We start from the raw sequence: 22,792 nt of genomic DNA on the forward strand, positions 1-22,792 counted from the left end.
ATGGTGGAGGGGAATCATTCAGAATCAATATCCGTTTGGTAGAGTAATTCGGCTCGGCTCCATTACCTCTAACAAAAAATAGTTACTATCAAAAACCCTTGATCAAGGAACTTGATCAAGGGTTTTTCATTGTCTAATTTGCTGATTAGCTATTCAGAAATTCAGCTTTGTTTGGAGAAGACAAAGTTGACGATCGCCTTCGTATTATTTTGCTATCAAAATTGAAGCAATCAAATTAAAATCACATAGATTTAAGCATCACCGAAAGGCAACAACTTTTCAATTTCATGTCTTTGCTCTGCATTCCGCAAAAAATAGCCACTCATAATCGTAGAGCTAAGCAAACGTCCTAAATTTTCGCGGTTCATAGTGATCGAGACATCTATGCCTTCTCCTGATAAACCCCCTAACAAACCAGCAATTTGACGCTCCATCACTTGCTGAACTTCTTTTGATTGAGGTTGCGACATTTGAACAACCATTTCTGGAGTTAGAGATTGGACATACTGCCATAAATCATCTTTTATTTCTGCGGATGCATTGTCTAAAAAACCATCAAAATGTTGAGCTTCACTAGCCATCTGTCTTACCTCTAAATAATCTGCGAGAACCCTTCCGGATTAATGCGTCTAGATAATATGAAATGATTCATTAATGACTAATGTAACAAGCTTCTCCACAACAAAGGGGGTGCGTAACCGAACCCTCTGAGTCGCATTTTTACGGTGATTGTTTGAGGAACCTAGCTCGCAAGGTACTCATTTACTTCAGATTTACGCTTACGGAGTTTCGAGAGAGCTTCTCGTTCGATTTGGCGCACACGCTCACGGCTAATACTGAGGTGTTCACCAATTTTCGCAAGAGTATGGGGCTGACCATCATTCAAACCAAAACGCAAAGTAAGAACTTCTTGCTGTTGGGCTGTGAGATCACTAATCATACGGTGTAAATCTCGTTTGAGAGCAGCACTCGTCGCAAAATCATCAGGCGTTGTACCGTGATCTTCCAACAACTCGATTAACTCAGTGTCATTGTTATCACCCACTCTCAGGTCGAGAGATAGGGGCTGACGGGATTTTTCGAGATAATCACGAACTTGCTTCGTAGTTAAATCCAATTCTTCTGCCAACTCAGGAATTGTCGCAGCTCGACCATTTTTCTGAGCGAGTTGACGTTGCGCTTTTTTAATTTTGTTGAGCTTCTCTGTGATGTGAATCGGCAGACGAATGGTACGGCTCTTTTCGGCGATCGCCCGTGTGATAGCCTGACGAATCCACCAGTAAGCATAGGTCGAAAAACGATAGCCCTTTGTGGGGTCGAATTTCTCAACACCACGCTGCATACCAATAGTGCCCTCTTGGATCAAATCAAGCAGATCTAGATTGCGCTTAATATATTTTTTTGCCACAGAGACCACGAGACGCAAATTGGCTTCCACCATCTTTTGCTTTGCTTGAGCACCAATACTCATCCGCTTCTTGAGCTCTTTCTGCGTAATCTTTGCAGCCTTTGCCCATTCTTTTAGCGTTGGTTCATCTTCCTGATGCTCTGTCAATTCAGCCTTGAGCTTTTCGAGGGCAACCATTTGCTGCACTCGACGAGAATACACGACTTCCTCTTCATGAGTAAGCAATGGTACACGTCCGATTTCTTTTAGGTAGGAACGAACTGGATCAGAGGAATGCTTGGCGATTTTCATAGGTCAACTCGTCTGTATAGAGAAATCAAAAAAAGAGACAATTAAGATCCGCTCCTGAACCAGTCAGCGCAGGAGAAAATGGATGAGTTGTCCACAGTGGGTGAGAGATGCGATCAGGACAGCGATGCAATGCACCACATCGGAAAATCTAACTTAGAACTTTTATTATTTATGAATTTATATTAGCAAACTATTAGAGTTTTGTTAAGTTTCTTTAATCAAAGTAGCAATTTTCAGAAAGACGGATTCTGAGCCCTCACAAAATGTTGGAAACCCAAGCTAATTAAGCCTTAGACTTCTAGACTCTGTTTTTCATTTTGATGACTAGGTGGCACAAAGTCGGGGTTACGCTTGGAAAAGCCCCACACAAACATGCCGAATATGAGAGAAATCATCAGCCATTCCGGCACGATCAAGCTCGGTAATACGGCTTTTAGTAAAAGTCTTGCACCAACAAAGCCAACGGTCACAAAACCTGCGTCTTCAAGATGGGTAAATTCGTCGAGCCAACGGATAAATAACCCAGCGAGAAATCGGAGAGTAATGACGCCAATGGTGCCACCAATAATAATCAGCCAAATGTCATCTGCCACGGCGATCGCCGTCGTAATGCTATCCAAGGAAAAGGCCAGATCCGTTACGGCAATCATTGGGATCGCTTGCCAGAGGGAGCTAAATTCTAAATTACGCTCATGGCCGTCTTCATCTTCGCTAGAAGTAAAGTACCGAAACGTCAGCCACAGTAAATAGAAAGCGCCGAGTAGTTCCACTTGCCAAAAATCAATCACCCAAGTCGCAGTAAAAATCAAGGTGATGCGTAGGAGATAGGCCGCGATTAAACCAATATTTAGAGCGTGTCTTTGTTCTTCTGGGGATTTTAGTCCTTGGGCGATCGCCGCGAGAGCGATGGCATTATCCGCAGAGAGTACAGCCTCGAGGGCAACCAGAATAACCAGCAATAGACCGGTTTCTAAGCTGAAATGAAACTGAGGATGAAGGATCTGATCGAACATAGATAAAATAAATCGCGGTAGGAACAAAGACACCAAGCAGCAGACAAATTACTAACAATTGTAAACAAACCTTAGAAACCTTGGCTGCAATAATCCATCAGGCCATCATATCGATGAAAGCATTAATGAGAATGTCGTATGTTGCGTCTTGTTACAAAACCTTGGGCTAAATCGCGATAATGGCGCAAATTAAGGAATAAATTCTTTATTTATCTATTTTGGAGTTTTAACAATGGGAATTTCTGAAACTCAAGTCTATGTCGCTCTCTTGATTGCCCTCGTTCCTGGTATCTTGGCTTTCCGTCTCTCTACAGAGCTTTACAAGTAGACTTTAGCTAATCTCAAACGCTAAAAATTTGTTTTAACTATTAAGTTCAAAAGGGTTCCACATTGGAACCCTTTTTTGTAGCCTATTTCCAATACACACGAATAGGTGAAGATGAAACACTTTAAGCGTCGCCGTTATACTTCACCAAGACACCGGGAGACCGCTGAATCGGTAACACGTCAAAGGTATTACTCTCCGCGCAATAGATAATGTCTTTTTCTTTATTTAAACCAAGTAAGCGTTGACCGTGGCTCGCAAGCTTTAATAAGCCCACCAGATCATCTTGCCATTGTTGGTATAAGGCGATCGCCCCAAGCACTTCATCGTTACCAAGGGTCGCTGGATCAGAATTTTCGACCCATAATGCTGCGGCGATCGCCCCAGCACAGACCGTATCCTCTAAAGAATAATCCCCTTGCCAGCCAGAACCAACGAACCAAACCGTTTCGGGTTGCTTCGCCTTCAAATAATCGATAACGGACTGGACATTAATCTGAGCCGCCGTGAGCACTGTTTCGGCTTTCTCAACCCGCTTTAATGCTCTTGTTCCATTGGTTGTCGTCAAAAATAATCGTTTATCAGCAACAACATCGGGTGTGCAATTTAGAGGAGAGTTGCCCAGCTCAAACCCTTCAACCTGCTTACCGCCACGTTCTCCTGCCCGTAAACGCTTTGCTTCCGGCCATGCTTCACTCGCCTCAAACAACTGATCAACATCAGCAAAAGTTTGTACGGCTTCTGCCCCAGCATTTAGAGCTGTGGCGATGGTGGTGGTGGCCCGTAAAACATCGATAACGACGGCACAATCGGGTAGCTGTTGATCCGCAGGGGCTGCCTCAGGGGTGTGATAAACGAAAAGCTTCACGCACTATGTCCAAACGAAGAGTCCTGAATAGAGTATCAAATAACCACATACGTGATATCAATCACTTTTTTTCGTGATCCGATAGCTTTGTTTTTAGAGGTGATACGCTAAATTCTAGATAGTTGACCTCAGTGTGCCTGTTCTAAAGTTTTAGAGCAAGATTTGCTGTCGTCCATCTGCGCTCTATCAAACATCTCTAGTTGATTCCAGTATTATTACTTGTGTCCCTAGGGTTGAAGCCTTTCATGTTCCGTCCTTCCCAACCGTCCAGTCATTCAAAAAATACGAAGGTTGATCAGAGCGGGCGATCGCCCATCAAATTTGGATTCAGCACTGGCGGTAATGATGGCAGTTTTCCCATCGACCTTATTCGTTTCAGTATTCAGGCTGAGCAGCGTAAACCAAGAAAACAACGTCCTTCCCAAAACACTTATATTTCACCCCATGCAGCGCCGCTGATTAGTATTAATCGCCGTGATGTAACAACGCTAGATGAGCTATTTTTGCGGGATGATATCACTGAAATTGCTAATGAGATCTCTATTGTTCTAGAGCAAATTTTGCCGACTCCCTGCTGGGAAGATGACCCATTTGATGTTGTAAAGATTTTAATTTAGACAAAAAATTGCCCCAGATAGATTGTTTACCATAGCCCTAGAGCAACGATGGACTAAGCCATGGAGTCAGGGCGGGTTTTAAATAAGCGTTATCAGCTAGTGACCCAGATGGGTCGTAATGCTGGGCGACAAACTTGGCTAGCAAAAGATTTAGGTTCACCACAGCAGGAATCGGTAACAATCAAGCTATTGACCTTCGGCGGGGATGTGCAATGGCAAGCTCTCAAACTATTTGAGCGGGAAGCGCAAACGTTAAAGCAACTCCAGCATGAGTTTATTCCACGCTATCGGGATTATTTTTCGATTGATGATCGCTACCTATGGTTTGGGTTAGTGCAGGAATATATTCCGGGGTCTTCACTCAAAGAGCTTTTAGATCAAGGTCGAAGATTTACAGAGACAGAGATTAAGGCGATCGCCCGCCAAATTTTAAATATTTTGCTGTATCTCCACCAGCTCAATCCTCAGATTTTGCATCGGGACATTAAACCCAGCAATTTAATCCAAGGGGAAGATAACAAGATTTATCTCGTCGATTTTGGCGCCGTACAGGATAAAGCAGTATCTGAGGGGTCAACTTTTACTGTGATTGGCACCTATGGCTACTGTCCCCTAGAGCAATTTGGAGGAAAGGCTTGCCCCGCATCAGATCTCTATGCCCTTGGTGCAACATTAATTCATTTGTTAACAGGAGTAGCGCCAGGTGATTTGCCCACAAAAAATCTCCGTTTAAATTTTCGCCCACTGATCACGGCAGATACGCATTTATTAGATTGGCTGGAAAAGCTTGTGGAGCCAGCCCTAGAAAATCGTTTAAGTTCAGCGACAGATGCTTTAGAACAGCTCAATCGACCATCATTAGCTAGCGTCGTTAATCGCCAAGGCAAAATCCGTATCCATAAACCATGGCAGAGTTCGATTGTGTTGAAAGCTTTTGCTGATCGCCTCGAAATCTCGATTCCACGCCATCGATTTCGCACGTTTACTGACTATCTCCATGGGCTTCATCTAGCAGCATATGCTGGTGTCGTTATTTTGCTGTTATTCACTAGCCCAGGAGCGCTTTGGTGGTCTCTGAGTTGGTTAATGTTGTGGGGTTTCATGGGGTGGCGATCGCTAACCCATTTATTTCGCGAAACCCAAATTCTGTTTAATCGCAACACCTTTACAATCACCAAAAATATCTGGGGATTTAAATATTTTTCATCGAAGGGCATCACTGCCAAGGTACAAGATATTTCTCTAGCCCATCAAACGGCCACTGGCTGGGGCGCTAATGTCTATAAGCCCAGCACAATTATGATGACCTGCGAGGCATTGCTCAACGAGAGGCGATATGACCGGCGGAATTTCGGTGAAGGGTTAGATGAGGATGAATTAATTTGGTTAGCCCAAGAAATCCGACGATGGCTATTTGATTAGGGCAGAAATGGCGGCGATCGCCTCCCCTAACTCAAACACTGCTAGCACAGTATTTTTATTTAGACGTCATTGTCCAAACACCATCCCATGCATCGGAAGGCGGATGAGCAAAGAAATATTGACAGCGCTGCATATGCAACTTGGCTGATTTGTCATGGCTAGACACTTCTAAAACCCGTGCAAACTGCGTTAATGCCCTAGCAAACTGGCGACTGAGGTAAAACTTTCGCGCTTGATGATAAAGCTCAATCACTTGCTCTTGCTTTGGCGTAATTGTCTCCGAGGCCAAGCCCACCAGCTCATAAATCGAAACCGGCTTTTTCTTGCCCTTTACAATAATTCGATCGAGTTCACGCACCACCAAATTTTCAGGACAATAATTGTAGGTATTTTCGCTAATGATAATATCGCAACCATACTGCTTACTCGCTCCTTCCAGACGAGAACTAAGGTTTACCCCATCACCAATCGCCGTAAACTCCATCCGTTTACTGGAGCCGATATTACCGCTAATCACGAGGTCAGAGTTAATGCCAATCCCGATCCGGATTTGTTCTTTGCCATCCGCAGCACGTCTCGCATTAAAGTCAGCAAGACGGTGACGCATTTCTACAGCAGTTTGCAAAGATTCCCAAGCATGTTCTTCAAGAGGTAAAGGCGAGCCGAAGACCGCCATAATCGCATCGCCAATGTACTTGTCGAGAGTACCTTTGTGCTTAAAGACAGCCTCCACCATCGTTTCAAAATACTCATTGAGCATACTGACCACTTCTTCTGCTTCAAGCTTTTCGGTCAGACTGGTATAGCTCCGAATATCTGAGAACAGAACGCTAACTTCCTTGCGATCGCCTCCAAGTTCGACACTGCCGCTTTCAAGAAGCTGCTCCGCCAAATCTTGGGTCATGTAGCGATACATCGTGCTCTTTAGACGCTTTTCATCACTAATATCATCCATCACCACCAGCGCACCATAAACGTTGGTAGCATCTGTCGCGTTACTAATCGAGTTAATCCAAAGATTAACGCTATGCTCTTCTCCGGCAGAGGAAATTAACGGTTGATCCGGGTAATATTGCTCCCGATCCTTGGCCACATCCTTCGGTGCCAAAGCCCGATCTAACCATTTAGAAAATTCACCTGTTTTGGAAACATCCGCTTTGTCGGTAATATCAGCCGTTTTAATTTCGACCAACTCACCCATTTGTTTCCCTTCTAGGGGATCATCCGCATCAAAGCCAAGTAGTTCTTTCGCTTTTTCGTTGGCCGCAATAATAATGCCATGGCGGTCAGTGGAAATCACACCATTGGTGAGACTCCGCAAAATATCACGCTGCATCTGCTCCTGCTGTTTCACCTGTGCAAAGAGCTTTGCATTCTGAAGGGCTACACCTGCCTGAATATTAAAGGCACGCATAAACTCTTGGTCACCACGGTTAAAACTCGCTCGCCACTGCTCTGGTGGTTCCGGCCAATTTTCCGGGTCATAGGGTGGAAATTCTCCTTGCTTTTCCTTGTTAACAAGCTGGGTCACACCGATGAGTTCACCATCAGAGTTAAACACAGGCATACAAAGCAAACTACAGGTTCTAAAGTTCGTCGTTTGGTCAATTTTCTGTGAATTCGCAGAATCTTCGTCGTCGTAAAGGTCAAAGCCAATATTGAGCGTATAGCCATCTTTCGGGCGATCGCTCACCAAATTTCTTGCTGCAACTTTCCCCACATAACCCACACCCACAGGCACTCGTAACTCTTTAATCTCGTCGCCAATAGGAATTTTGGTCCAGAGATCATGACGATCATGGTCTATAAGCCAGAGGGTACTGCGCGCGGCATTCATCAGCTTTTTCGCCGCATCCATCACCGTATTTAGGGTGGTGTCTAGATCGAGATTGCCCTTACTGAGGGAATTAGTCGCATCGATTAATGCTTGAGCCGCGCGTTGCCGCTGAGTTGCCTTATAAAAAGACCGCGAGGATTCGAGAATGAGACGAATGGAAGGTGCGAAATCCTTAAACAGGGCAATATCATGCTCTGTAAAGCCATCATGGGATACCCGTTGCTCTAATGATGCACTCGGATCGTGGGGCGATTTAACTTTATTAATCAGCTGCACCACAGCAACTAATTCATCATCTTCATTGACGAGGGGCAATGCCAACATCGTGTAAGTACGATAATGGTTGCGCTTATCAAATTCTTTCGCAGCCGTAGAGCGAGGATCATCGTAAAAATCGAAGGGAATATTCACCACCTTCTTAAAGGTTGCGGCTTCCCCTGCAATACCTTTATCCGCCGGAATCCTAATTTCTAAGGGCTTACCTGTATCATCCCTCGCCACAATTGACCAAAGTTGATGCTGTTCTTCATCGAGGAGAAAAATCGAGGTGCGATCAGCAGACAGAAGTTCCCCAGTTTTCTGAGTAATCGACTGCAACATGTCGTTGAGAATTGCGTCGAAACCCTGACTATCAAGAACATCATCGAGCATCCCCAAGGTTTGATGAAAGACTCGGAGTTTATCTTCAACGCCAGTGACAACTTCTCGGAAACTATCCTGATTTAGAGGCGCGAGAAACGCGGAAAAATTCCCTCGGGTTGAAACGAGGGCACTGCCGGGTTGATTGTCGTAGTCAGCGGAATTGGAGTTTATATCACCCTCTGGTACAACGTCGATGGTAGCTTGCGGGTAAGGGGATGTTGTCATGTCCCGTTCTCACGTAGTTGATGGTTAGATGGCAGGTTGTTGTGCTATACCGCTAAATTAACTGATCTTCTGCTTTACCAGTGTAATGCTTTGGCAAAATATGAACATTTACCGTAGGGCAGAGTAGAAAACAGTGATCTGGCTTAAGTCAGGAAAGGATCGTTTCTTGGATCTTCAAATCTACAGTGGTAGGTACCACCCTGCATAGGGTTATTGGTTACAAATATTAGGGGAAGATTCCGTTTTAAAACGTATAGTGTGTTGTTATCTGAATATTTTTTCAGGATCTTAGGTGAACTATTTTGCGGAACGTGGAATAGGGCAACTGAAGTTATGGGTGTCAATTAACGGTTGGGACGGGGAAGGCCTAATGTCTGAAGCTTTTAAGGATTTTTTAAATTATTTTGAGGGTGATCGCCAGCCCTATCCCTGGACACTAAATTCTGGGGCGATCGCCGATGATTTGGAGCGAGAGTTAGAACCAATCTCTGAGATGGAGGAAGCTGATTTAGCAAACCGCTCTCAGCGTTTTTTTGAGAATTTAGAGCCGCTTATTCAGAATAGTCAAGGGTCTATTGAGACGACTTTATTTACACGGATTGGAAATTTTTTACCGCGTCAGCAGTGCCTTGACATTCTTAAGATTTGTCAAGAGAAACGGGATCTAGCAAAGGATTTCAGTGAGCAATTGCAACTGGCGATCGCCGATCTATTGCCGCAATGGAACGGAGAGGATCGAGCAATTTTAATGCGATCTTATGCGGGAGCGTTTCGGGGTGGCGTAGAGATGGATAGCCGAAAGCTCACTTCTTCTAATAAAAGTTGGGAGGCAATGTCAGCGGTGGAACAAGCTCAATATGTGGTGGCGATCGCCGATTTCGTTTTAACAGAACTAAACGAGACGGACAAAACAAATCGATAAAGCTCTTCTGGGATTTAGAGGGTGACAGGAATGCGGTCAAAGCGAAAGTAATTTAACAATTCTTCGAGGCTGGTATCGGAGCTGGTGGGTGTTGTCGTCTTTAATTCTTCGAGGGTGCGTTGGTTTGCATAGCTAAACACTTCATTCTGGAGTGTGACAAGCGATTGGGCAGGTAAAGAGCTGGTTTCTACAGCAAGACGATTAATACGTCCGGTCGCAAAGCCAATCTGAAAACGGGCACGGCCCAGCAAATTATCTCGTAAAGCAATTTTCGTTTCATGGGGATATTGCTCAATTTCCTGGGGATGGAGCACGAGGGGCACAAAATCTAAGTTTTCCTCTAGGAAAATTTCTCGTCCTTCTTGGCGAAAAGCATCAATGCCTTCAACAACTAAAGCGCCAATATCAGCAAGGGCAAGGATAACCGCCACTTTGGATTTTTCTTCATCAGTATAGAGATAAGGCTGAAAAATAGCGCGGTCACTGGGATCAAAGTCACAAATCGTCGCCGAGATTGCTTCTCGCAAAACCTCACAATCCGCATCAGAGAATTGCAGTTCCGGACGGTCAGGGTGTTGGTTAGCTAAATCTGCATTCAGTTCAGCGATCGCGCCTAATAGTTTATCAATCGTTTTATTTTCGCTGACCCCCATTTCTCGACGGCGGGCTTGCCAAGGTTTCAGAGGCAAAAACTCTTGCACCATATCATGGGCGATCGCCGCAAGACTCAATAGACCACGCATTCGTTCTAAATCGAGTGAGTCATGGAGTTGATTCAGTTCTGCTTGCCAATGGGGGCGCACTGCATCAAAAATCAATTCTGCTCGCCGTCGTACTCCCTGCACATGGGCAAAATTGTGGAAATACAGCATTTTATCGGCTGTTTCCAATTCCATTTGATGCCGCACATAGCCCATCATTAATTCAACAGAATCTTTAAAAGACTGGGGCGATCGCTGAATTTTTAAGTGGGTCATGGTTAAAGTCACCAAGAAATTTACGATTAATGATTAATGATGCGAGCCAAACATTAGCGTGATGCTGACAACAATTCTATTGCGCTCTAGGATCTTTGCCACTGTCCCCAAATCGCAAGAGTTAAACCGGGTCTTTGTATATTCACAAACATTGTCCGGCCATCTGGAGAAAAACACACGCCAGCCAGCTCACTATCGTTCAGTGCATTCCGCCCAAATTTATAGCAATTGCCCGTCGGAGTCACGCCATAAAGACATTGAGGTTGTACGCCATCCTCACACACTATTAAATCGCCAAAAGGCGCCATCGTCAGATTATCAGGATATTGAAAGACGCTACCGCGAACTGCTTCGAGAAAAAGACTTAGTTGATTTGTGGCTGGCTCATAGCTGAAGATTTGACCTTGGTTGCGATCGCCACCACTGGTACAAGTCCAATATATTTTGCCTTGACCATAGATCATCCCTTCGCCTCGCTTAAAAATAGCTGCCCCTTTTGCCTGGGCTTCATAGCGAAGGGTGTCGTCTTCAGGGTCAATATTATCTAGGGGAATCCATTCAACGGAAAAAGGTTGATTTTGCGGAAAAGCTTTCGTGGTATCCCGGGTCGGTTGTCCGGCGATCGCCAGGGCCTCTAAAGTCCCTCCTTCAGAAAGATGTTGGCACTTATTAGGTCGAAAACGATAAATACAGCTATCGTTACGATCTTCAGTTTGATAGACAAAACCTGTCGCAGGATCAACGGCGATCGCCTCGTGATTAAATCGTCCCATCGCTTTAAGCGGCACAGGAACCGTTAAAGCTTCAGGAGAAACCTCGAAATTGTAGCCATGCTTTTGACGCAGAGAGCTATTTAGTTTCGGCGTACTAATATCCTCTTCACAGCTCACCCATGTGCCCCAAGGCGTTGTGCCACCTGCGCAATTCCGAATCGTCCCCGCCAACGAAATATAGTGTTGTTCTAGTTCTCGTTGTTTATTGATGACAAGGGTTGTAGTACCTCCCGTCGCCAGTTCATCGTAATGATAATCTGCGGCGGCGATCGCCCCTGGAGTTTGCCCAAGGCCGACTTCATGGTTACAAATGAGCGCTGTTTTGCCATCTGCAATCGGAAAAGCAGCCATCCCATCCGGAGCTAGCGGCACCTTACCACCATCACTTAAGTTGCCGCCGCTATAAGCCAAAACTTTGTACTGAAATCCTTCCGGTAAATCAAAAATGCCATCCGGATCAGGTAACAGTGCTCCAAACCTATCCTGTGCAAGCGTCGGCACTCCAGCTGCTACACGACGATAGTGGCTTTTGAGAGGGGAAAGCATTGTCGTACCAACGGCGCTAGCCCCTAACAATGTTAAAAAATTACGGCGAGAGAAAGACACAGAGTTACACAAAATTTTTAGACAACAATATCTTAACTAGATCCTCACATTAGAGTCCTATTCAGTTCAATTTTCTATCCACTCTTTTCTCAATCAACGACAAGCCAAAGCTAAAAACGAAAATCTCAATTTTCAATAACGAGTTGTTTGACAATAGCTTGCAGAAATTGTTGTTAAGTCATTACGGGTATAAACACCAGATCTCATCATGCCCAGACCATTTGAAATGACCATACAACGTTTAAAGTTAGTCGATTCACTATAGACCACAATTGTTCGTAGAGACCCTGTATTTCCACGATAGCTAAAACTCACTTTTTTACTATTCGCACGATTATATTTAATACGAGCATCCTCTAAAGTTTCATTACCTGTCACAGAGCAATCAGACGTTAAAACACCATTTTCACTATTATTTTCTGGCAAAAACATTGTACAGGTTTTGCTGTTACGTATTGCATTTCTTTGGGCTAACTGGAGCATTGCTCGCAACTCACTAAAAGCACTATCAACTTTTGCTCTCGCCAAAAATCCTAATAAACTCGGTGAGGCGATCGCCGCTGTTATGCCGAGCAGCAGTATTACTGCAAGAATTTCAAGCAAGGTAAAACCTCGAGAATTACCGTCAGAATAAACATGTCGCCGCTCAAACATCACAATTCAACACTAACTTCCCAGTGATTATGACGTAAGTAGGAACGTAAAAACGACACTTTACAAAAATTTCTTTTTTAAAGCACTTTTCGACATTCACCAAATCCTTGTAGTTAGCATCTCCGTCCAGTCGAGATATATTGCACACAGGAATTCATGCTTAAAAAATATTGATCAAATCAGATTTCCATTGAATGCAATCCCAATACACAAAAAAATCCCTAGTCAAATTCTTAAATATATTTTATTTCTAGTCAAATTCTTAAATATATTTTATTTAGAGAACAGATAGATATCGAAGATGCCTTCTTAGAAAATAGACGAACAAGTCTCATCAGTATCCCTTATTTGAAGCTAGAATTTCAGCACCTGAGCTCAGAGAAAAGCCACCTATTATAACCCTTAAAAACATTGTGAACCATAAAGCAATATTTAGGTAAATTAAGCCGAGATTCCAGAGTTAAAAGACAAATGTTAACCTCGAATAAATAATGCTTTGATGTATTCGAGCAAAGAATAATGCTAGACACTATTTTAAAAAATCTTCGTGAAAATACTGGTTGGATTTTCCTTGGTTGGATAATCCTCTTTGCAGGAGGGATAAGTATTTTAAACAGTTTTGCAATTGTTAAACCTGGCAATGTAGGTGTCAAGGTTGTTCTCGGAAAAACGAACCCTAATTATTTGCCAGAAGGATTTCATTTAAAGCTTCCTTTTATTACTGAAGTAGCAACCCTTAGTATCCAACAACAATCCCTTGTTCTTGAAGATTTAGATGGTAGTTCGAGTGAGGGAAATAATATTTTCCTTGATACTCAGCTCACTTATTCATTGAAACCAACAGAGGCTGTTGATTTCTATGTGAACTATAAAACGATTGGAAATTTCCAATCAAATTTTTTGAGTAATATTGTTCAAACAGAAGCAAAAAGTGTTTTGGTTAGACGCAATCTCCAAAAAACAATTGCGGAACGAGAACGCATTGATAATGAGATTGAAGAAGCAGTATTCAGTGCATTAGAAGGGTATCCACAAATTGCACCAAAACGAGTTCAAGTGCAAGATTTAGATTTTGCTCAAGGCGTAATTGACGCCTTAGAACAAAAGGAAATTGCTCAACAAAAAGCTCAGGAAGCCATTTACAAATTAGAAGAAGCAAAGAAAGTTGCCGAGGCAACTGTTGCAAAGGCAGAAGGTCAGGCAAAAGCTCAAAAATTATTGGCTCAAGCGCTACAAGGTGATGGTGGTGAATTATCTCTTAAACGACAAGAATTAGAGAACCAACATGAAATGATTAAAGCATGGGAAAAAGGCGGTAGCCAAGTCCCAACAATTTTAAATATGGGAAGTGGTGAATCTTTGCCTTTAGTTCTCGACGTGAATCAACTTAATCAAGGTCAATAATCTGGATTGTCTTTAAAGTTGGGTCATCGGCACCAGTAATAATGCCACCTAAATTTAAAGTATTTTGTAGCCTGGTGAGTTTGTCTTTTGTGATGATCTCTCCAGGCATTAATATTGGGATGCCTGGAGGGTATGGACAAATTAATTCTCCACAAGTTTTGTCAATACTTTTATCTATTGAAATAGGACAATCATTTGCATAAAATGCTTCTCTGGGTGTAAGTCGAGGTAAATCAAAAATATTTTTTGAACCATTAAAATTATGTTTTGGTTTATATGCTTGAGAAAGGGAGAGATCTTCCAATTTCTTTATCCCATCAATAAGTCTCGAAATATCTTCTTCAGTATTACCAAAAGTCAAGATAAACGTCAGGGTTTTCTCTAGAGGGAGTTCGGCAGTAACATCTAATTCTTCGTGTAATATTTCGTCTACTTCATAGCCTGTAAAGCCTAAACCTGTGACATCGATTGTTAGGCGTGTGGGATCGCAATATTTAAATCCTATTTTGGACTCATACTCAAAAACTTTGACACCTGTAATTTCTCTTAATGCTTGTCTTGCTGAGTTGGCTAATTCAATCGTTGTAGCCCAAAGTTTTTTGCCTTCCGTTGCCATTTGTTCGCGGGCAGCATCGAGGGAAGCAAGCAGTAAATAGCTAGGACTAGTAGATTCTACTAATTGTAAAGTTCGACTGATCTTCTGTGGATTTACGCGATCGCCTTGAGTATGTAGCATCGACGCTTGGGTCATCGCACCAAGGGTTTTATGGGTTGATTGAATAACAATATCGGCTCCAAGTTCGAGGGCTGTGGGCGGTAAATCGGGATGGAATTTGAAATGACTGGCGTGGGCTTCATCGACAATTAACGGCACATTTTTTGCTTGGGTAATTGTGGCGATCGCCGCAAGATCTGGACAAACTCCTTGATATGTAGGCGAGAGAACTAAAACAGCCTCGATATCGGGATAGAGCTCAAAAGCTTGAGCAACTGATTCCGGCGTTAAACCATAGCTCAAATCCCACTGGGGATCGTAGGGTGGATTCACAAATACAGGCATTGCCCCTGAATGAATCAGTCCGGCGATCGCCGATTGATGGATATTGCGAGGCAGCAGGATTTTTTCCCCGTCACCAACTGTTGCAAGAATCGCCGCGATAATCCCGCAGGTAGAACCATTCACCAAAAACCAAGTGCGATCAGCCCCAAAGGTTTGAGCAGCAAGTTTTTGAGCCTCTTCGATCACTCCTTCCGGCGCAAAGAGATTATCGAGATCCGGCAGTTCTGGCAAGTCAGCCCGAAAAATATCTGTCCCCCAAGCATCCGTTAAGCCATGAAAAATCCCCCGACCGAGTTTGTGACCGGGGGCATAGAAAGGAGCGTGTTTTTTACTTGAAAGTTCGAGAAGTTTAGAAAACAGAGGGGTCATTATCCAAGAGAGGCCAGAGTTGTCGTCACCGTCGCAGTCACATTGTGTACCGCAGGTAAACTATCCACCACCATCGCTGTACAAAGCAACATCATGTACAAAATTGAATATTTAAACATCGACTTTGCCAGAGGCTTATCAAAAGGATTGTGCTTCAATTCCCATGCTTTTTTAAGAAAAATCACACCGAGCCACACTGCGGCGATCGCATAAATCAACCCAGAGGAATGGAATGGAAAAACCAATAACAAACTGAAGGGCACTGTGATTAGCGTATAAATCCAAATTTGATTGACTGTAACCTCTTCACCTTTGACCACAGGCAACATGGGTACATTTACTTCCGCATAATCATCTTTGATCATCAACGCCAAAGCCCAGAAGTGGGGAGGAGTCCAGAGGAAAATTAGCGCAAACAAAATCCAAGCAGACCAATCTAAATGGCCAGTGACCGCAGCCCAGCCAACTAGAGGAGGAATTGATCCCGCAGCACCACCAATCACAATATTTTGCACGTGATGACGTTTTAGCCAGTGAGTATAAACCAGCATATAAAAAACAATGCCAGAGAACGCCAAACAAGCACTCAACACATTTACAAAGATTGCCAGAATCGAAAACGACAATCCACCGAGCACCATCGCAAAAATTAAGGCATGACGCGGTTGTACACGACCAGAGGGGATCGGACGCTTGCGAGTACGCTGCATCGAAAAATCAATATCTTGGTCATAAATGCAATTAAGGGTTTGGGCAGAAGCAGCGGCTAAAGTGCCCCCCAACATCGTCAAAATCAATTTAATCGGATCAATTTCACCGTGGGATGCGATCCACATTGATGCAGCAGTAGTGATCAGTAGTAGCGGAATAATACGGGGTTTGGTGAGCTGATAATAGCTTTTGACAACGGCAAGGAAGTTGTCGTGACGGGGGGAGAGGCTTGTGCCAATCATATAGAAAATACCTACTGGGAAATATGCGGTGAAGCAGTGCTCGGGTAGCGCCAAACGAAATATTGCTACGGAAAAAGGTTTAAGGTTTTGAACGTGAGGGGATTAAATTTTGAAGCAATCAAAGTATTTAATCTTCGCGGTTTAAACAGTTGAGATGATGAGAAAAAACTAAGTGAGTTTTGATGCGGGATATTGGCCAGAGGATTGGCGATCGCGCAGAGCAAAAACAGTCAACAACGTCAGGCTACCGAGGAGAGCCGCGCCAACTGCTTGATGAGTCACTGTAAGCGGCGCCACTTGTAGATGTAATTTAAACGTCGCAACGCCAATCAAAATTTGAGAAGAAATCAATACTAAAGCAATATTGGCAAACGTGCGGATTAAAGGATGGAGCGCTGCGGTGCGCCAAGAAATCACAATGGCGGCGAGGGTAGCCAGAGCCGCTGGAACAACACCAATAATATGGGTATTCATCACAATACACATGTCACCACGGAAAAAACATTGATGTAATGCCCACTGAGAAGCAACAAGGCCTCCGAGCAAACTTTGGAGATAAATTAAGGATGCTGCAGTCAACCCAATCCAAGGCAATTTATTCGCAGTATTATTGCCTTGAAAATCACTTAAACAGGCGCCAATTGTGAGTAGAGTGACGAAGAAAAAGAGCGCTGTACCTAAATGAGCAGTCACGATATCAAATCGGAGCAACTCCGTAACAGTTAGACCGCCAAGAATGCCTTGAAAGACGATGAGAAAGAGGGCAAATCCAGAAGCCCAGGGCAACCAGCGAGGCAACACATTACGGAACCACACCGATAAACCCACAAGGGCGATCGCCGACATCCCGATCAGAGCTGCATCAAGCCGATGAAACCACTCAAGAAACACCTGTAAATTCATTTGCTGAGTAGGAACAAATTGTCCATAGCACAAAGGCCAATCAGGACATGCCAAACCAGCATTCATAACTCTAGTAGCACTACCAATTGCCATCAATAAAAATGTCGCAATAGACATCTTCCAAACGAGGCGGCGTATCCAGACTTTCACCTGTCCACTATCAGGAGAAAAAGACTTCAATGGAGATAATGATTGCGTCATAGAGCCTCTTCATAAACTAACTTAACAAGTGTGGAGCTAGAGCTATCAACACTCTCGACACTGCTATGGGGACAAGAGACTGAAACTCTTACTCTCGAAACCTTATAAACCACTGTAGTAAACACATTTAGAGCGGAACAACCACAGACTCATCCTGTACAAATTCTTAACAAAGTTAATAAAAGACCATCTTTATTTGTTAAGACAATCTAAAGGTCTATGGCTTCCTAAAATTAATTACATCGTCATAAATCTCCCTTCTGATAGAAATTAAATTTTTGTCAAGAACTAAGGATGAAAATTGTGACAAAGAACCAGCATTTTCTAAAGGTTTGATCTAACGTAAGAGATAGCAAACATAGCTTAAAGAAGTTAGATTTTTTGTGAATATTCCTAGTAACATCACAACATTGATTGCCGGAATTGCGATTACCCTAGTGAGTCTTTGGGTTGGTCAGAACCACGGCTTACTTCCCATCGCTGCCTCCGCCGATGCCAATGACGTCGATGATCTGTTTAATTTAATGATGACCATCGCCACTGGGCTATTTTTTCTGATCGAAGGGGTTTTGGTGATTTGCCTAATCCGCTTTCGACGAAAAGAAGGCGATATGACCGACGGTCCTTCTATCGAAGGCAATGTCCCTCTTGAGATTGTCTGGACGGCGATCCCTACTGTGATCGTTTTTATTTTGGCGATTTACAGTTTCGAAATTTATAACAACATGGGTGGGCTAGACCCGATGGTGTCTGGCGGTAGCAGCATGGCGATGCACCAGCATCATCACCACGGCAGTCAGAATCTAGAAAATATGGTCGCGATGGGAGAGGCTGATGATTCTCAGATGGCTCTTGGCATCGGAAAATCTCCGGGTGCCAGTGATGAGCCTCCGATTCAAGTCAATGTGAATGGTCTGCAATATGCCTGGATTTTCACTTACCCCGAAACGGGTATTGTCTCCGGTGATCTCCATATTCCGAAGGATCGCCGAGTGCTTTTAAATATGCAGGCAGCTGATGTGATCCATGCATTTTGGTTGCCGGAGTTCCGCATTAAACAAGACGTGATGCCAGGTCAAGAATCTCAACTGAGTTTTGTGGCTAATCGTGAAGGTACTTACCCAGTGATTTGCGCCGAGTTATGTGGTGCCTATCACGGCGGTATGAAAACAACAATGACTGTGGATTCTCCGGAAGCCTATGATCAATGGGTTCAGGATCACACGATTGCGATGACCGACAGTGAGTCTGTAGCGGTGAATCCAAGTGAGCTGAGCGATGCCGACTATCTCCAAGCTTATGCAAAGGATATGGGCATTATCGAAAATACGCTGAAACAGATTCCCCATAGACCTTTGAGTACTTTGCCTGTGGTTCAACCTTAGGTTTGTATTTTGTTTAGCAATCTCTTTTTAACAACTTCAACTTCAATTTTTTTGACGATCAACTATGAGTGACGCAACGATTCACCATGCGGGCGATCGCAAGTGGACTGACTATTTCACCTTTTGTACCGACCACAAAGTCATCGGAATCCAGTACCTCGTTACTTCTTTCGTGTTTTATTTTGTGGGTGGTGTATTGGCAGAAATAGTTCGCACCGAGCTTGCCACGCCAGACCCAGACTTTGTGAGTCCTGAGGTCTACAACCAACTCTTTACAATGCATGGCACCATCATGATCTTTTTATGGATTGTGCCTGCGGGAGCAGCTTTCGCCAACTATTTGATCCCTTTGATGATCGGTGCGGATGATATGGCTTTTCCTCGTCTAAATGCTGTGGCATTTTGGATGCAACCGGTAGGCGGAATTCTATTAATCTCCAGCTTTTTTGTCGGTGCGCCCCAAGCCGGTTGGACATCTTACCCACCATTGAGTGTGATCTCGGGTAAATGGGGAGAGGAGCTCTGGATTTTATGTCTCCTAATTTTAGGGACAGCATCAATTCTGGGTGCAATTAATTTTGTCACCACGATTTTTAAAATGCGGATTCCAGACATGGATATCCACAGTATGCCATTGTTCTGCTGGTCAATGTTGGCGACTTCGGCATTAATTCTTCTGTCTACTCCAGTACTTGCAGCAGCGCTCATTTTATTGTCTTTTGACCTCATGGCCGGGACGTCATTTTTTAATCCCACTGGTGGTGGCGACCCAATTGTTTATCAGCACTTATTTTGGTTTTATTCCCACCCGGCAGTCTACATTATGGTGTTGCCCTTTTTTGGAGTAATTTCTGAGGTGCTCCCTGTCCACTCTCGTAAGCCAATTTTTGGATATCGGGCGATCGCCTATTCCGGTTTAGCGATTAGCTTTTTGGGTCTAATCGTTTGGGCACACCATATGTTTACTAGCGGTACTCCCGGCTGGCTGCGAATGTTCTTCATGGCCACAACCATGTTGGTAGCAGTACCAACAGGTATCAAAATCTTTAGCTGGTGCGCCACTCTTTGGGGCGGCAAACTTCAGTTAAACTCTGCCCTACTTTTCGCGATTGGTTTTCTGTCGTCCTTCCTCATTGGCGGTCTCACTGGCGTGATGTTGGCGGCGGCTCCCTTTGATATTCATGTCCATGACACATATTTCGTTGTCGGACACTTCCACTATGTCTTGTTCGGTGGCTCAGTTTTTGCGCTCTTCTCAGGTATTTACCACTGGTATCCAAAGATGACGGGCAAAATGTACGACGAACTTTGGGGCAAAATTCACTTTGTTCTGACCTTTGTCGGATTTAATATGACATTCCTGCCGATGCACTACCTCGGTATGCAAGGCATGAACCGTCGCGTTGCCCTCTACGATCCCCAGTACCAAGGCATTAATCAGATCTGTACTTGGGGTTCCTATATTTTGGCTATCTCGACCTTACCTTTTCTTGTCTCAATGTTTCTGGGCTTGATCAAAGGTGAAGCAGCAGGTCGCAATCCTTGGCGGGCACTCACGCTTGAATGGCAGACAACTTCACCCCCAGAAATCGAAAATTTCGAGGAGATGCCTGTACTTTGGGCTGGCCCCTATGAATACGGTATCGATAGTGAATCAGAAGATGGTGACGAAGATATCGAAGATATGCTCAGCGAAGTGGCAAACGTAGGTTAGGGAGACTTTTATACACATGCAAAGTTCTACAACAAGTTCGGCGATCGCCACTGGCTATCAAGACGCTCCGACAGAACATCACGGCCATGCAGATTACCGGATGTATGGCTTGGTTCTCTTCCTCGTCGCAGAGAGTATGATCTTTATGGGTCTGTTTGCGGCATTCGTCATTTATAAATGCACGGTCCCTGATTTCACAAAAGAATTAGAGCTGTTAGTACCCACCATTAACAGCATAATTCTAGTGAGCAGTAGTTTCGTCATGCACAAAGGCCAAAGTGCGATTCAAAAAAACGATGTTAAAGGGCTACAACTTTGGTTCGGACTGACAGCACTGATGGGCGCCATCTTCCTAGGTGGTCAGGTGTTTGAGTATTCCAATATGGAATTTGGCCTCACGGAACACCTCTTCGGCAGTTGTTTTTATGTACTGACAGGTTTCCACGGTCTCCACGTAACAGCGGGTTTATTATTTACCCTTGCGGTGTTGTGGCGATCGCGCGAAGCAGGACATTACAGCAGCAATTCCCACTTTGGCGTTGAAGCCGCAGAATTATATTGGCACTTTGTCGATGTCGTTTGGCTCGTGCTCTTCGTTTTGGTCTATCTGCTCTAGATGACATCACAATCTTGCAAGACTAAATCAAATTATGGGAGTGGCAATAGTGCTGCTCCTTTTTTATTCTGAAGCTCTCAGAAATAAAGATTACGGTGATCGCCATTCCGCATGCCACACAAACTCAATGATTTGGCGTAGGGCAACCGAACAAAACATACGCGGATTTACCCATGCCTTCTACAGGCTAGAAATCTTATGATTAGGGCATAGGAAAGAAATTGTTTAGAACCTCTTATCGGCCCACTCTACAGGTCGAAGAGGTTTTTTTGTGATATTTATCACCTTATTTTGGGTTTTTAGACATTATTTCTCTGTAACGACTGGCAGACGAGACTCTGACAAAATTCACGGAAAACACGAAGTCTGGTCACAGAGTTTTGTTGGCGATCGCCGGATACTAAAGACATAGAGACAGACGACAATTTCTTTCTGACAGAGCCTAAACCAATGACGAGCAATTACCTTGCAGTCCCAAAGTTCACTTTTGTGATTGCAATCTCTTAAACCGTGCATTTGCCTTTTAGTAGTGCATTTACCGTGTAAAAAATGGTTAATTGTGACTCATTACTTCAGGCTTAGGCTCTTTTCTTTCTTTCTTTTTCCGACAACAATTTCTTTCCCACTAAAATCATGACAAATCTTAAATTTCGCGGTAGCCTTGTCGAACATCAGCCCACAAGTCTCAATACGCTCCGATGTAAAACCTGTTCAGCTAAATACCGGGGTTCCAACTACATCAGCTATCAACCCGTCGTCCAACCAGCGTCACGTAAAGGATTAAAATTCCGCGGGATTGAATACTAACGACCCAAGCATTTCAACTTTTTACCTAATCCAAAGGCAACTTCTCAGGAAGGAGTCTTTTTTTCTTTAGGAATGGCGCTCGCCTCGAAGTACTCAAGCTATTCAATAGAAACTCGCTGTAATTCTCCAAGAAGTTGTAATTGCTGAGCGATATGTTGTTGAAAAGCTTTTAATCCTCCTTGATTGCCCCACTTTTCCTGAAAAGCTTTGAGCGATTGTTCTAGTTCATAAGGCAGACTTTGCTGAATATTCAGCGGAAAATTCAAAATATCATCGCGGTGCGGATAGTCAGACCAATCAGCTTCCGGTTGCCACCACAACACTTTCACATAGCGGAAAAACCAGCCTCCCTGTTCAAAGAAATCATCATCAAGAACTTCCACCACATGGGTGATTTTTGTCCGCTGGGTCAAAATCATCGCATCCCCTGCCATCACTACTTTTGAGCCAGTTCGCTTAAATCCAAGGGGAAAAATTGTTAATCCTTGATCGTCAATTACTTGCTCTCGCTGACGCACTTCTTTTAAGTGTGGCCGTGAGTACGCCCATGCCTCATCGCCTTGGGGAGTCACCAGCTTAATCCATTTCAAATGCGTGAAATTCATACCGTAATCCTGCTCTAGGTTTGATTTGTCGATGCTTGGAAAATCAAGGTTGAGATCGAGAGACAACAGATTGTCAATCTTCTCCAAAAGGTCGTAGTTGATAGAACTCGTCTCTTCACGCTCCAACTTGTACCAGTAGGTGGCACTCACATTGAGCTGGCGGCAAATTTCCAACAGACTCATGGGTGAGGTTTT

Annotated in this window: 21 protein-coding genes; 9 read left to right on the forward strand and 12 right to left on the reverse strand. The window is 43.9% G+C overall.

Going from position 1 to position 22,792, the window contains the following annotated elements; translation table 11 throughout:
* Window positions 1-251: 251 nt before the first annotated feature.
* The 3 genes from LEPTO7376_RS09075 to LEPTO7376_RS09085 all read right to left on the reverse strand — a co-directional run bounded on the left by LEPTO7376_RS09075 (window position 252) and on the right by LEPTO7376_RS09085 (window position 2,712).
* A complete protein-coding gene (locus LEPTO7376_RS09075; protein WP_015133899.1) occupies window positions 252-581 on the reverse strand; it encodes a DUF760 domain-containing protein in 330 nt (109 codons plus the stop codon).
* Between the two features lie 161 nt (window positions 582-742).
* Window positions 743-1,699 carry an RNA polymerase sigma factor, RpoD/SigA family gene (locus LEPTO7376_RS09080; RefSeq protein ID WP_015133900.1) on the reverse strand — a complete coding sequence of 319 codons (957 nt, stop codon included), beginning with the start codon at window positions 1,697-1,699 and terminating at the stop codon, window positions 743-745.
* Window positions 1,700-1,989: 290 nt separating this feature from the next.
* Window positions 1,990-2,712: a TerC family protein gene (locus tag LEPTO7376_RS09085; protein WP_015133901.1), complete on the reverse strand. Its 723-nt coding sequence runs from the start codon at window positions 2,710-2,712 to the stop codon at window positions 1,990-1,992.
* A 232-nt stretch (window positions 2,713-2,944) separates the two neighbouring features.
* Between LEPTO7376_RS09085 and psaM the strand changes: the two genes are divergently transcribed.
* Window positions 2,945-3,040, forward strand: coding sequence for a photosystem I reaction center subunit XII (gene psaM, locus LEPTO7376_RS09090; RefSeq protein WP_015133902.1), 96 nt, complete (start codon window positions 2,945-2,947; stop codon window positions 3,038-3,040).
* A 121-nt stretch (window positions 3,041-3,161) separates the two neighbouring features.
* Here psaM and LEPTO7376_RS09095 read toward each other — a convergent pair whose 3' ends face one another.
* Window positions 3,162-3,905, reverse strand: coding sequence for a 2-phosphosulfolactate phosphatase family protein (locus LEPTO7376_RS09095; RefSeq protein WP_015133903.1), 744 nt, complete (start codon window positions 3,903-3,905; stop codon window positions 3,162-3,164).
* A 245-nt stretch (window positions 3,906-4,150) separates the two neighbouring features.
* On the opposite strand from LEPTO7376_RS09095, the gene LEPTO7376_RS25670 reads away from it, so the two are divergent.
* On the forward strand, window positions 4,151-4,522 hold the full coding sequence (locus LEPTO7376_RS25670; RefSeq protein ID WP_015133904.1) for a hypothetical protein: 372 nt from the start codon (window positions 4,151-4,153) through the stop codon (window positions 4,520-4,522).
* A 60-nt stretch (window positions 4,523-4,582) separates the two neighbouring features.
* Window positions 4,583-5,944, forward strand: coding sequence for a serine/threonine-protein kinase (locus LEPTO7376_RS09105; protein WP_015133905.1), 1,362 nt, complete (start codon window positions 4,583-4,585; stop codon window positions 5,942-5,944).
* 55 nt (window positions 5,945-5,999) lie between these two features.
* Here the strand turns inward: LEPTO7376_RS09105 and LEPTO7376_RS09110 are convergent, their stop codons facing one another.
* Window positions 6,000-8,648, reverse strand: coding sequence for a GAF domain-containing protein (locus LEPTO7376_RS09110; protein ID WP_015133906.1), 2,649 nt, complete (start codon window positions 8,646-8,648; stop codon window positions 6,000-6,002).
* A 370-nt stretch (window positions 8,649-9,018) separates the two neighbouring features.
* Between LEPTO7376_RS09110 and LEPTO7376_RS09115 the strand changes: the two genes are divergently transcribed.
* On the forward strand, window positions 9,019-9,570 hold the full coding sequence (locus LEPTO7376_RS09115) for a hypothetical protein (protein WP_041763314.1): 552 nt from the start codon (window positions 9,019-9,021) through the stop codon (window positions 9,568-9,570).
* Window positions 9,571-9,584: 14 nt separating this feature from the next.
* On the opposite strand, the gene LEPTO7376_RS09120 is transcribed toward LEPTO7376_RS09115, so the two are convergent.
* The 3 genes from LEPTO7376_RS09120 to LEPTO7376_RS28335 form a co-directional block, all read right to left on the reverse strand.
* A complete protein-coding gene (locus LEPTO7376_RS09120; protein ID WP_015133908.1) occupies window positions 9,585-10,547 on the reverse strand; it encodes a hypothetical protein in 963 nt (320 codons plus the stop codon).
* Window positions 10,548-10,633: 86 nt separating this feature from the next.
* Window positions 10,634-11,926, reverse strand: a complete 1,293-nt coding sequence (locus tag LEPTO7376_RS09125) for an alkaline phosphatase PhoX (protein ID WP_015133909.1) — start codon at window positions 11,924-11,926, stop codon at window positions 10,634-10,636.
* A gap of 132 nt (window positions 11,927-12,058) precedes the next feature.
* A complete protein-coding gene (locus tag LEPTO7376_RS28335) occupies window positions 12,059-12,580 on the reverse strand; it encodes a type II secretion system protein (protein WP_015133910.1) in 522 nt (173 codons plus the stop codon).
* A 519-nt stretch (window positions 12,581-13,099) separates the two neighbouring features.
* Here LEPTO7376_RS28335 and LEPTO7376_RS09135 point away from each other — a divergent pair.
* Window positions 13,100-13,984, forward strand: coding sequence for a prohibitin family protein (locus LEPTO7376_RS09135; protein WP_015133911.1), 885 nt, complete (start codon window positions 13,100-13,102; stop codon window positions 13,982-13,984).
* Here the strand turns inward: LEPTO7376_RS09135 and LEPTO7376_RS09140 are convergent.
* The 3 genes from LEPTO7376_RS09140 to LEPTO7376_RS09150 form a co-directional block, all read right to left on the reverse strand.
* A complete protein-coding gene (locus tag LEPTO7376_RS09140) occupies window positions 13,968-15,413 on the reverse strand; it encodes an aminotransferase class I/II-fold pyridoxal phosphate-dependent enzyme (RefSeq protein WP_015133912.1) in 1,446 nt (481 codons plus the stop codon). The two genes, LEPTO7376_RS09135 and LEPTO7376_RS09140, sit on opposite strands and share 17 nt — an antisense overlap.
* Window positions 15,413-16,366: a heme o synthase gene (locus LEPTO7376_RS09145; RefSeq protein WP_015133913.1), complete on the reverse strand. Its 954-nt coding sequence runs from the start codon at window positions 16,364-16,366 to the stop codon at window positions 15,413-15,415. Before LEPTO7376_RS09145 ends, LEPTO7376_RS09140 begins: the two co-directional genes overlap by 1 nt.
* Before the next feature lie 168 nt (window positions 16,367-16,534).
* Complete coding sequence (locus tag LEPTO7376_RS09150) at window positions 16,535-17,470, reverse strand: heme A synthase (RefSeq protein ID WP_015133914.1); 936 nt, start codon at window positions 17,468-17,470, stop codon at window positions 16,535-16,537.
* 383 nt (window positions 17,471-17,853) lie between these two features.
* On the opposite strand from LEPTO7376_RS09150, the gene LEPTO7376_RS09155 reads away from it, so the two are divergent.
* The 4 genes from LEPTO7376_RS09155 (at window position 17,854) to LEPTO7376_RS28990 (ending at window position 21,992) form a co-directional block, all read left to right on the forward strand.
* On the forward strand, window positions 17,854-18,855 hold the full coding sequence (locus LEPTO7376_RS09155; protein ID WP_015133915.1) for a cytochrome c oxidase subunit II: 1,002 nt from the start codon (window positions 17,854-17,856) through the stop codon (window positions 18,853-18,855).
* A 64-nt stretch (window positions 18,856-18,919) separates the two neighbouring features.
* Window positions 18,920-20,569: a cytochrome c oxidase subunit I gene (gene ctaD, locus LEPTO7376_RS09160; RefSeq protein ID WP_015133916.1), complete on the forward strand. Its 1,650-nt coding sequence runs from the start codon at window positions 18,920-18,922 to the stop codon at window positions 20,567-20,569.
* A 16-nt stretch (window positions 20,570-20,585) separates the two neighbouring features.
* Window positions 20,586-21,185 carry a heme-copper oxidase subunit III gene (locus LEPTO7376_RS09165; RefSeq protein WP_015133917.1) on the forward strand — a complete coding sequence of 200 codons (600 nt, stop codon included), beginning with the start codon at window positions 20,586-20,588 and terminating at the stop codon, window positions 21,183-21,185.
* A 633-nt stretch (window positions 21,186-21,818) separates the two neighbouring features.
* On the forward strand, window positions 21,819-21,992 hold the full coding sequence (locus tag LEPTO7376_RS28990) for a DUF4278 domain-containing protein (RefSeq protein WP_083891085.1): 174 nt from the start codon (window positions 21,819-21,821) through the stop codon (window positions 21,990-21,992).
* Window positions 21,993-22,090: 98 nt separating this feature from the next.
* Here LEPTO7376_RS28990 and LEPTO7376_RS23460 read toward each other — a convergent pair whose 3' ends face one another.
* The gene (locus LEPTO7376_RS23460; protein WP_051188753.1) at window positions 22,091-22,780 is read right to left on the reverse strand and encodes a hypothetical protein; all 690 of its coding nucleotides are present in this window, start codon (window positions 22,778-22,780) and stop codon (window positions 22,091-22,093) included.
* Between the last annotated feature and the right edge of the window lie 12 nt (window positions 22,781-22,792).

Origin of the sequence: [Leptolyngbya] sp. PCC 7376 (assembly GCF_000316605.1) — a bacterium.
GTDB lineage: Bacteria > Cyanobacteriota > Cyanobacteriia > Cyanobacteriales > MRBY01 > MRBY01.

Bases quoted from the DNA above. Each gene is read 5' to 3' on its own strand.
- LEPTO7376_RS09075 (WP_015133899.1), bottom strand. From the start codon at position 581: ATGGCTAGTGAAGCTCAACATTTTGATGGTTTTTTAGACAATGCATCC.
- LEPTO7376_RS09080 (WP_015133900.1), bottom strand. From the start codon at position 1,699: ATGAAAATCGCCAAGCATTCCTCTGATCCAGTTCGTTCCTACCTAAAA.
- LEPTO7376_RS09085 (WP_015133901.1), bottom strand. From the start codon at position 2,712: ATGTTCGATCAGATCCTTCATCCTCAGTTTCATTTCAGCTTAGAAACC.
- psaM (WP_015133902.1), top strand. From the start codon at position 2,945: ATGGGAATTTCTGAAACTCAAGTCTATGTCGCTCTCTTGATTGCCCTC.
- LEPTO7376_RS25670 (WP_015133904.1), top strand. From the start codon at position 4,151: ATGTTCCGTCCTTCCCAACCGTCCAGTCATTCAAAAAATACGAAGGTT.
- LEPTO7376_RS09105 (WP_015133905.1), top strand. From the start codon at position 4,583: ATGGAGTCAGGGCGGGTTTTAAATAAGCGTTATCAGCTAGTGACCCAG.
- LEPTO7376_RS09110 (WP_015133906.1), bottom strand. From the start codon at position 8,648: ATGACAACATCCCCTTACCCGCAAGCTACCATCGACGTTGTACCAGAG.
- LEPTO7376_RS09115 (WP_041763314.1), top strand. From the start codon at position 9,019: ATGTCTGAAGCTTTTAAGGATTTTTTAAATTATTTTGAGGGTGATCGC.
- LEPTO7376_RS09120 (WP_015133908.1), bottom strand. From the start codon at position 10,547: ATGACCCACTTAAAAATTCAGCGATCGCCCCAGTCTTTTAAAGATTCT.
- LEPTO7376_RS28335 (WP_015133910.1), bottom strand. From the start codon at position 12,580: ATGTTTGAGCGGCGACATGTTTATTCTGACGGTAATTCTCGAGGTTTT.
- LEPTO7376_RS09135 (WP_015133911.1), top strand. From the start codon at position 13,100: ATGCTAGACACTATTTTAAAAAATCTTCGTGAAAATACTGGTTGGATT.
- LEPTO7376_RS09140 (WP_015133912.1), bottom strand. From the start codon at position 15,413: ATGACCCCTCTGTTTTCTAAACTTCTCGAACTTTCAAGTAAAAAACAC.
- LEPTO7376_RS09145 (WP_015133913.1), bottom strand. From the start codon at position 16,366: ATGATTGGCACAAGCCTCTCCCCCCGTCACGACAACTTCCTTGCCGTT.
- LEPTO7376_RS09150 (WP_015133914.1), bottom strand. From the start codon at position 17,470: ATGACGCAATCATTATCTCCATTGAAGTCTTTTTCTCCTGATAGTGGA.
- ctaD (WP_015133916.1), top strand. From the start codon at position 18,920: ATGAGTGACGCAACGATTCACCATGCGGGCGATCGCAAGTGGACTGAC.
- LEPTO7376_RS09165 (WP_015133917.1), top strand. From the start codon at position 20,586: ATGCAAAGTTCTACAACAAGTTCGGCGATCGCCACTGGCTATCAAGAC.
- LEPTO7376_RS28990 (WP_083891085.1), top strand. From the start codon at position 21,819: ATGACAAATCTTAAATTTCGCGGTAGCCTTGTCGAACATCAGCCCACA.
- LEPTO7376_RS23460 (WP_051188753.1), bottom strand. From the start codon at position 22,780: ATGAGTCTGTTGGAAATTTGCCGCCAGCTCAATGTGAGTGCCACCTAC.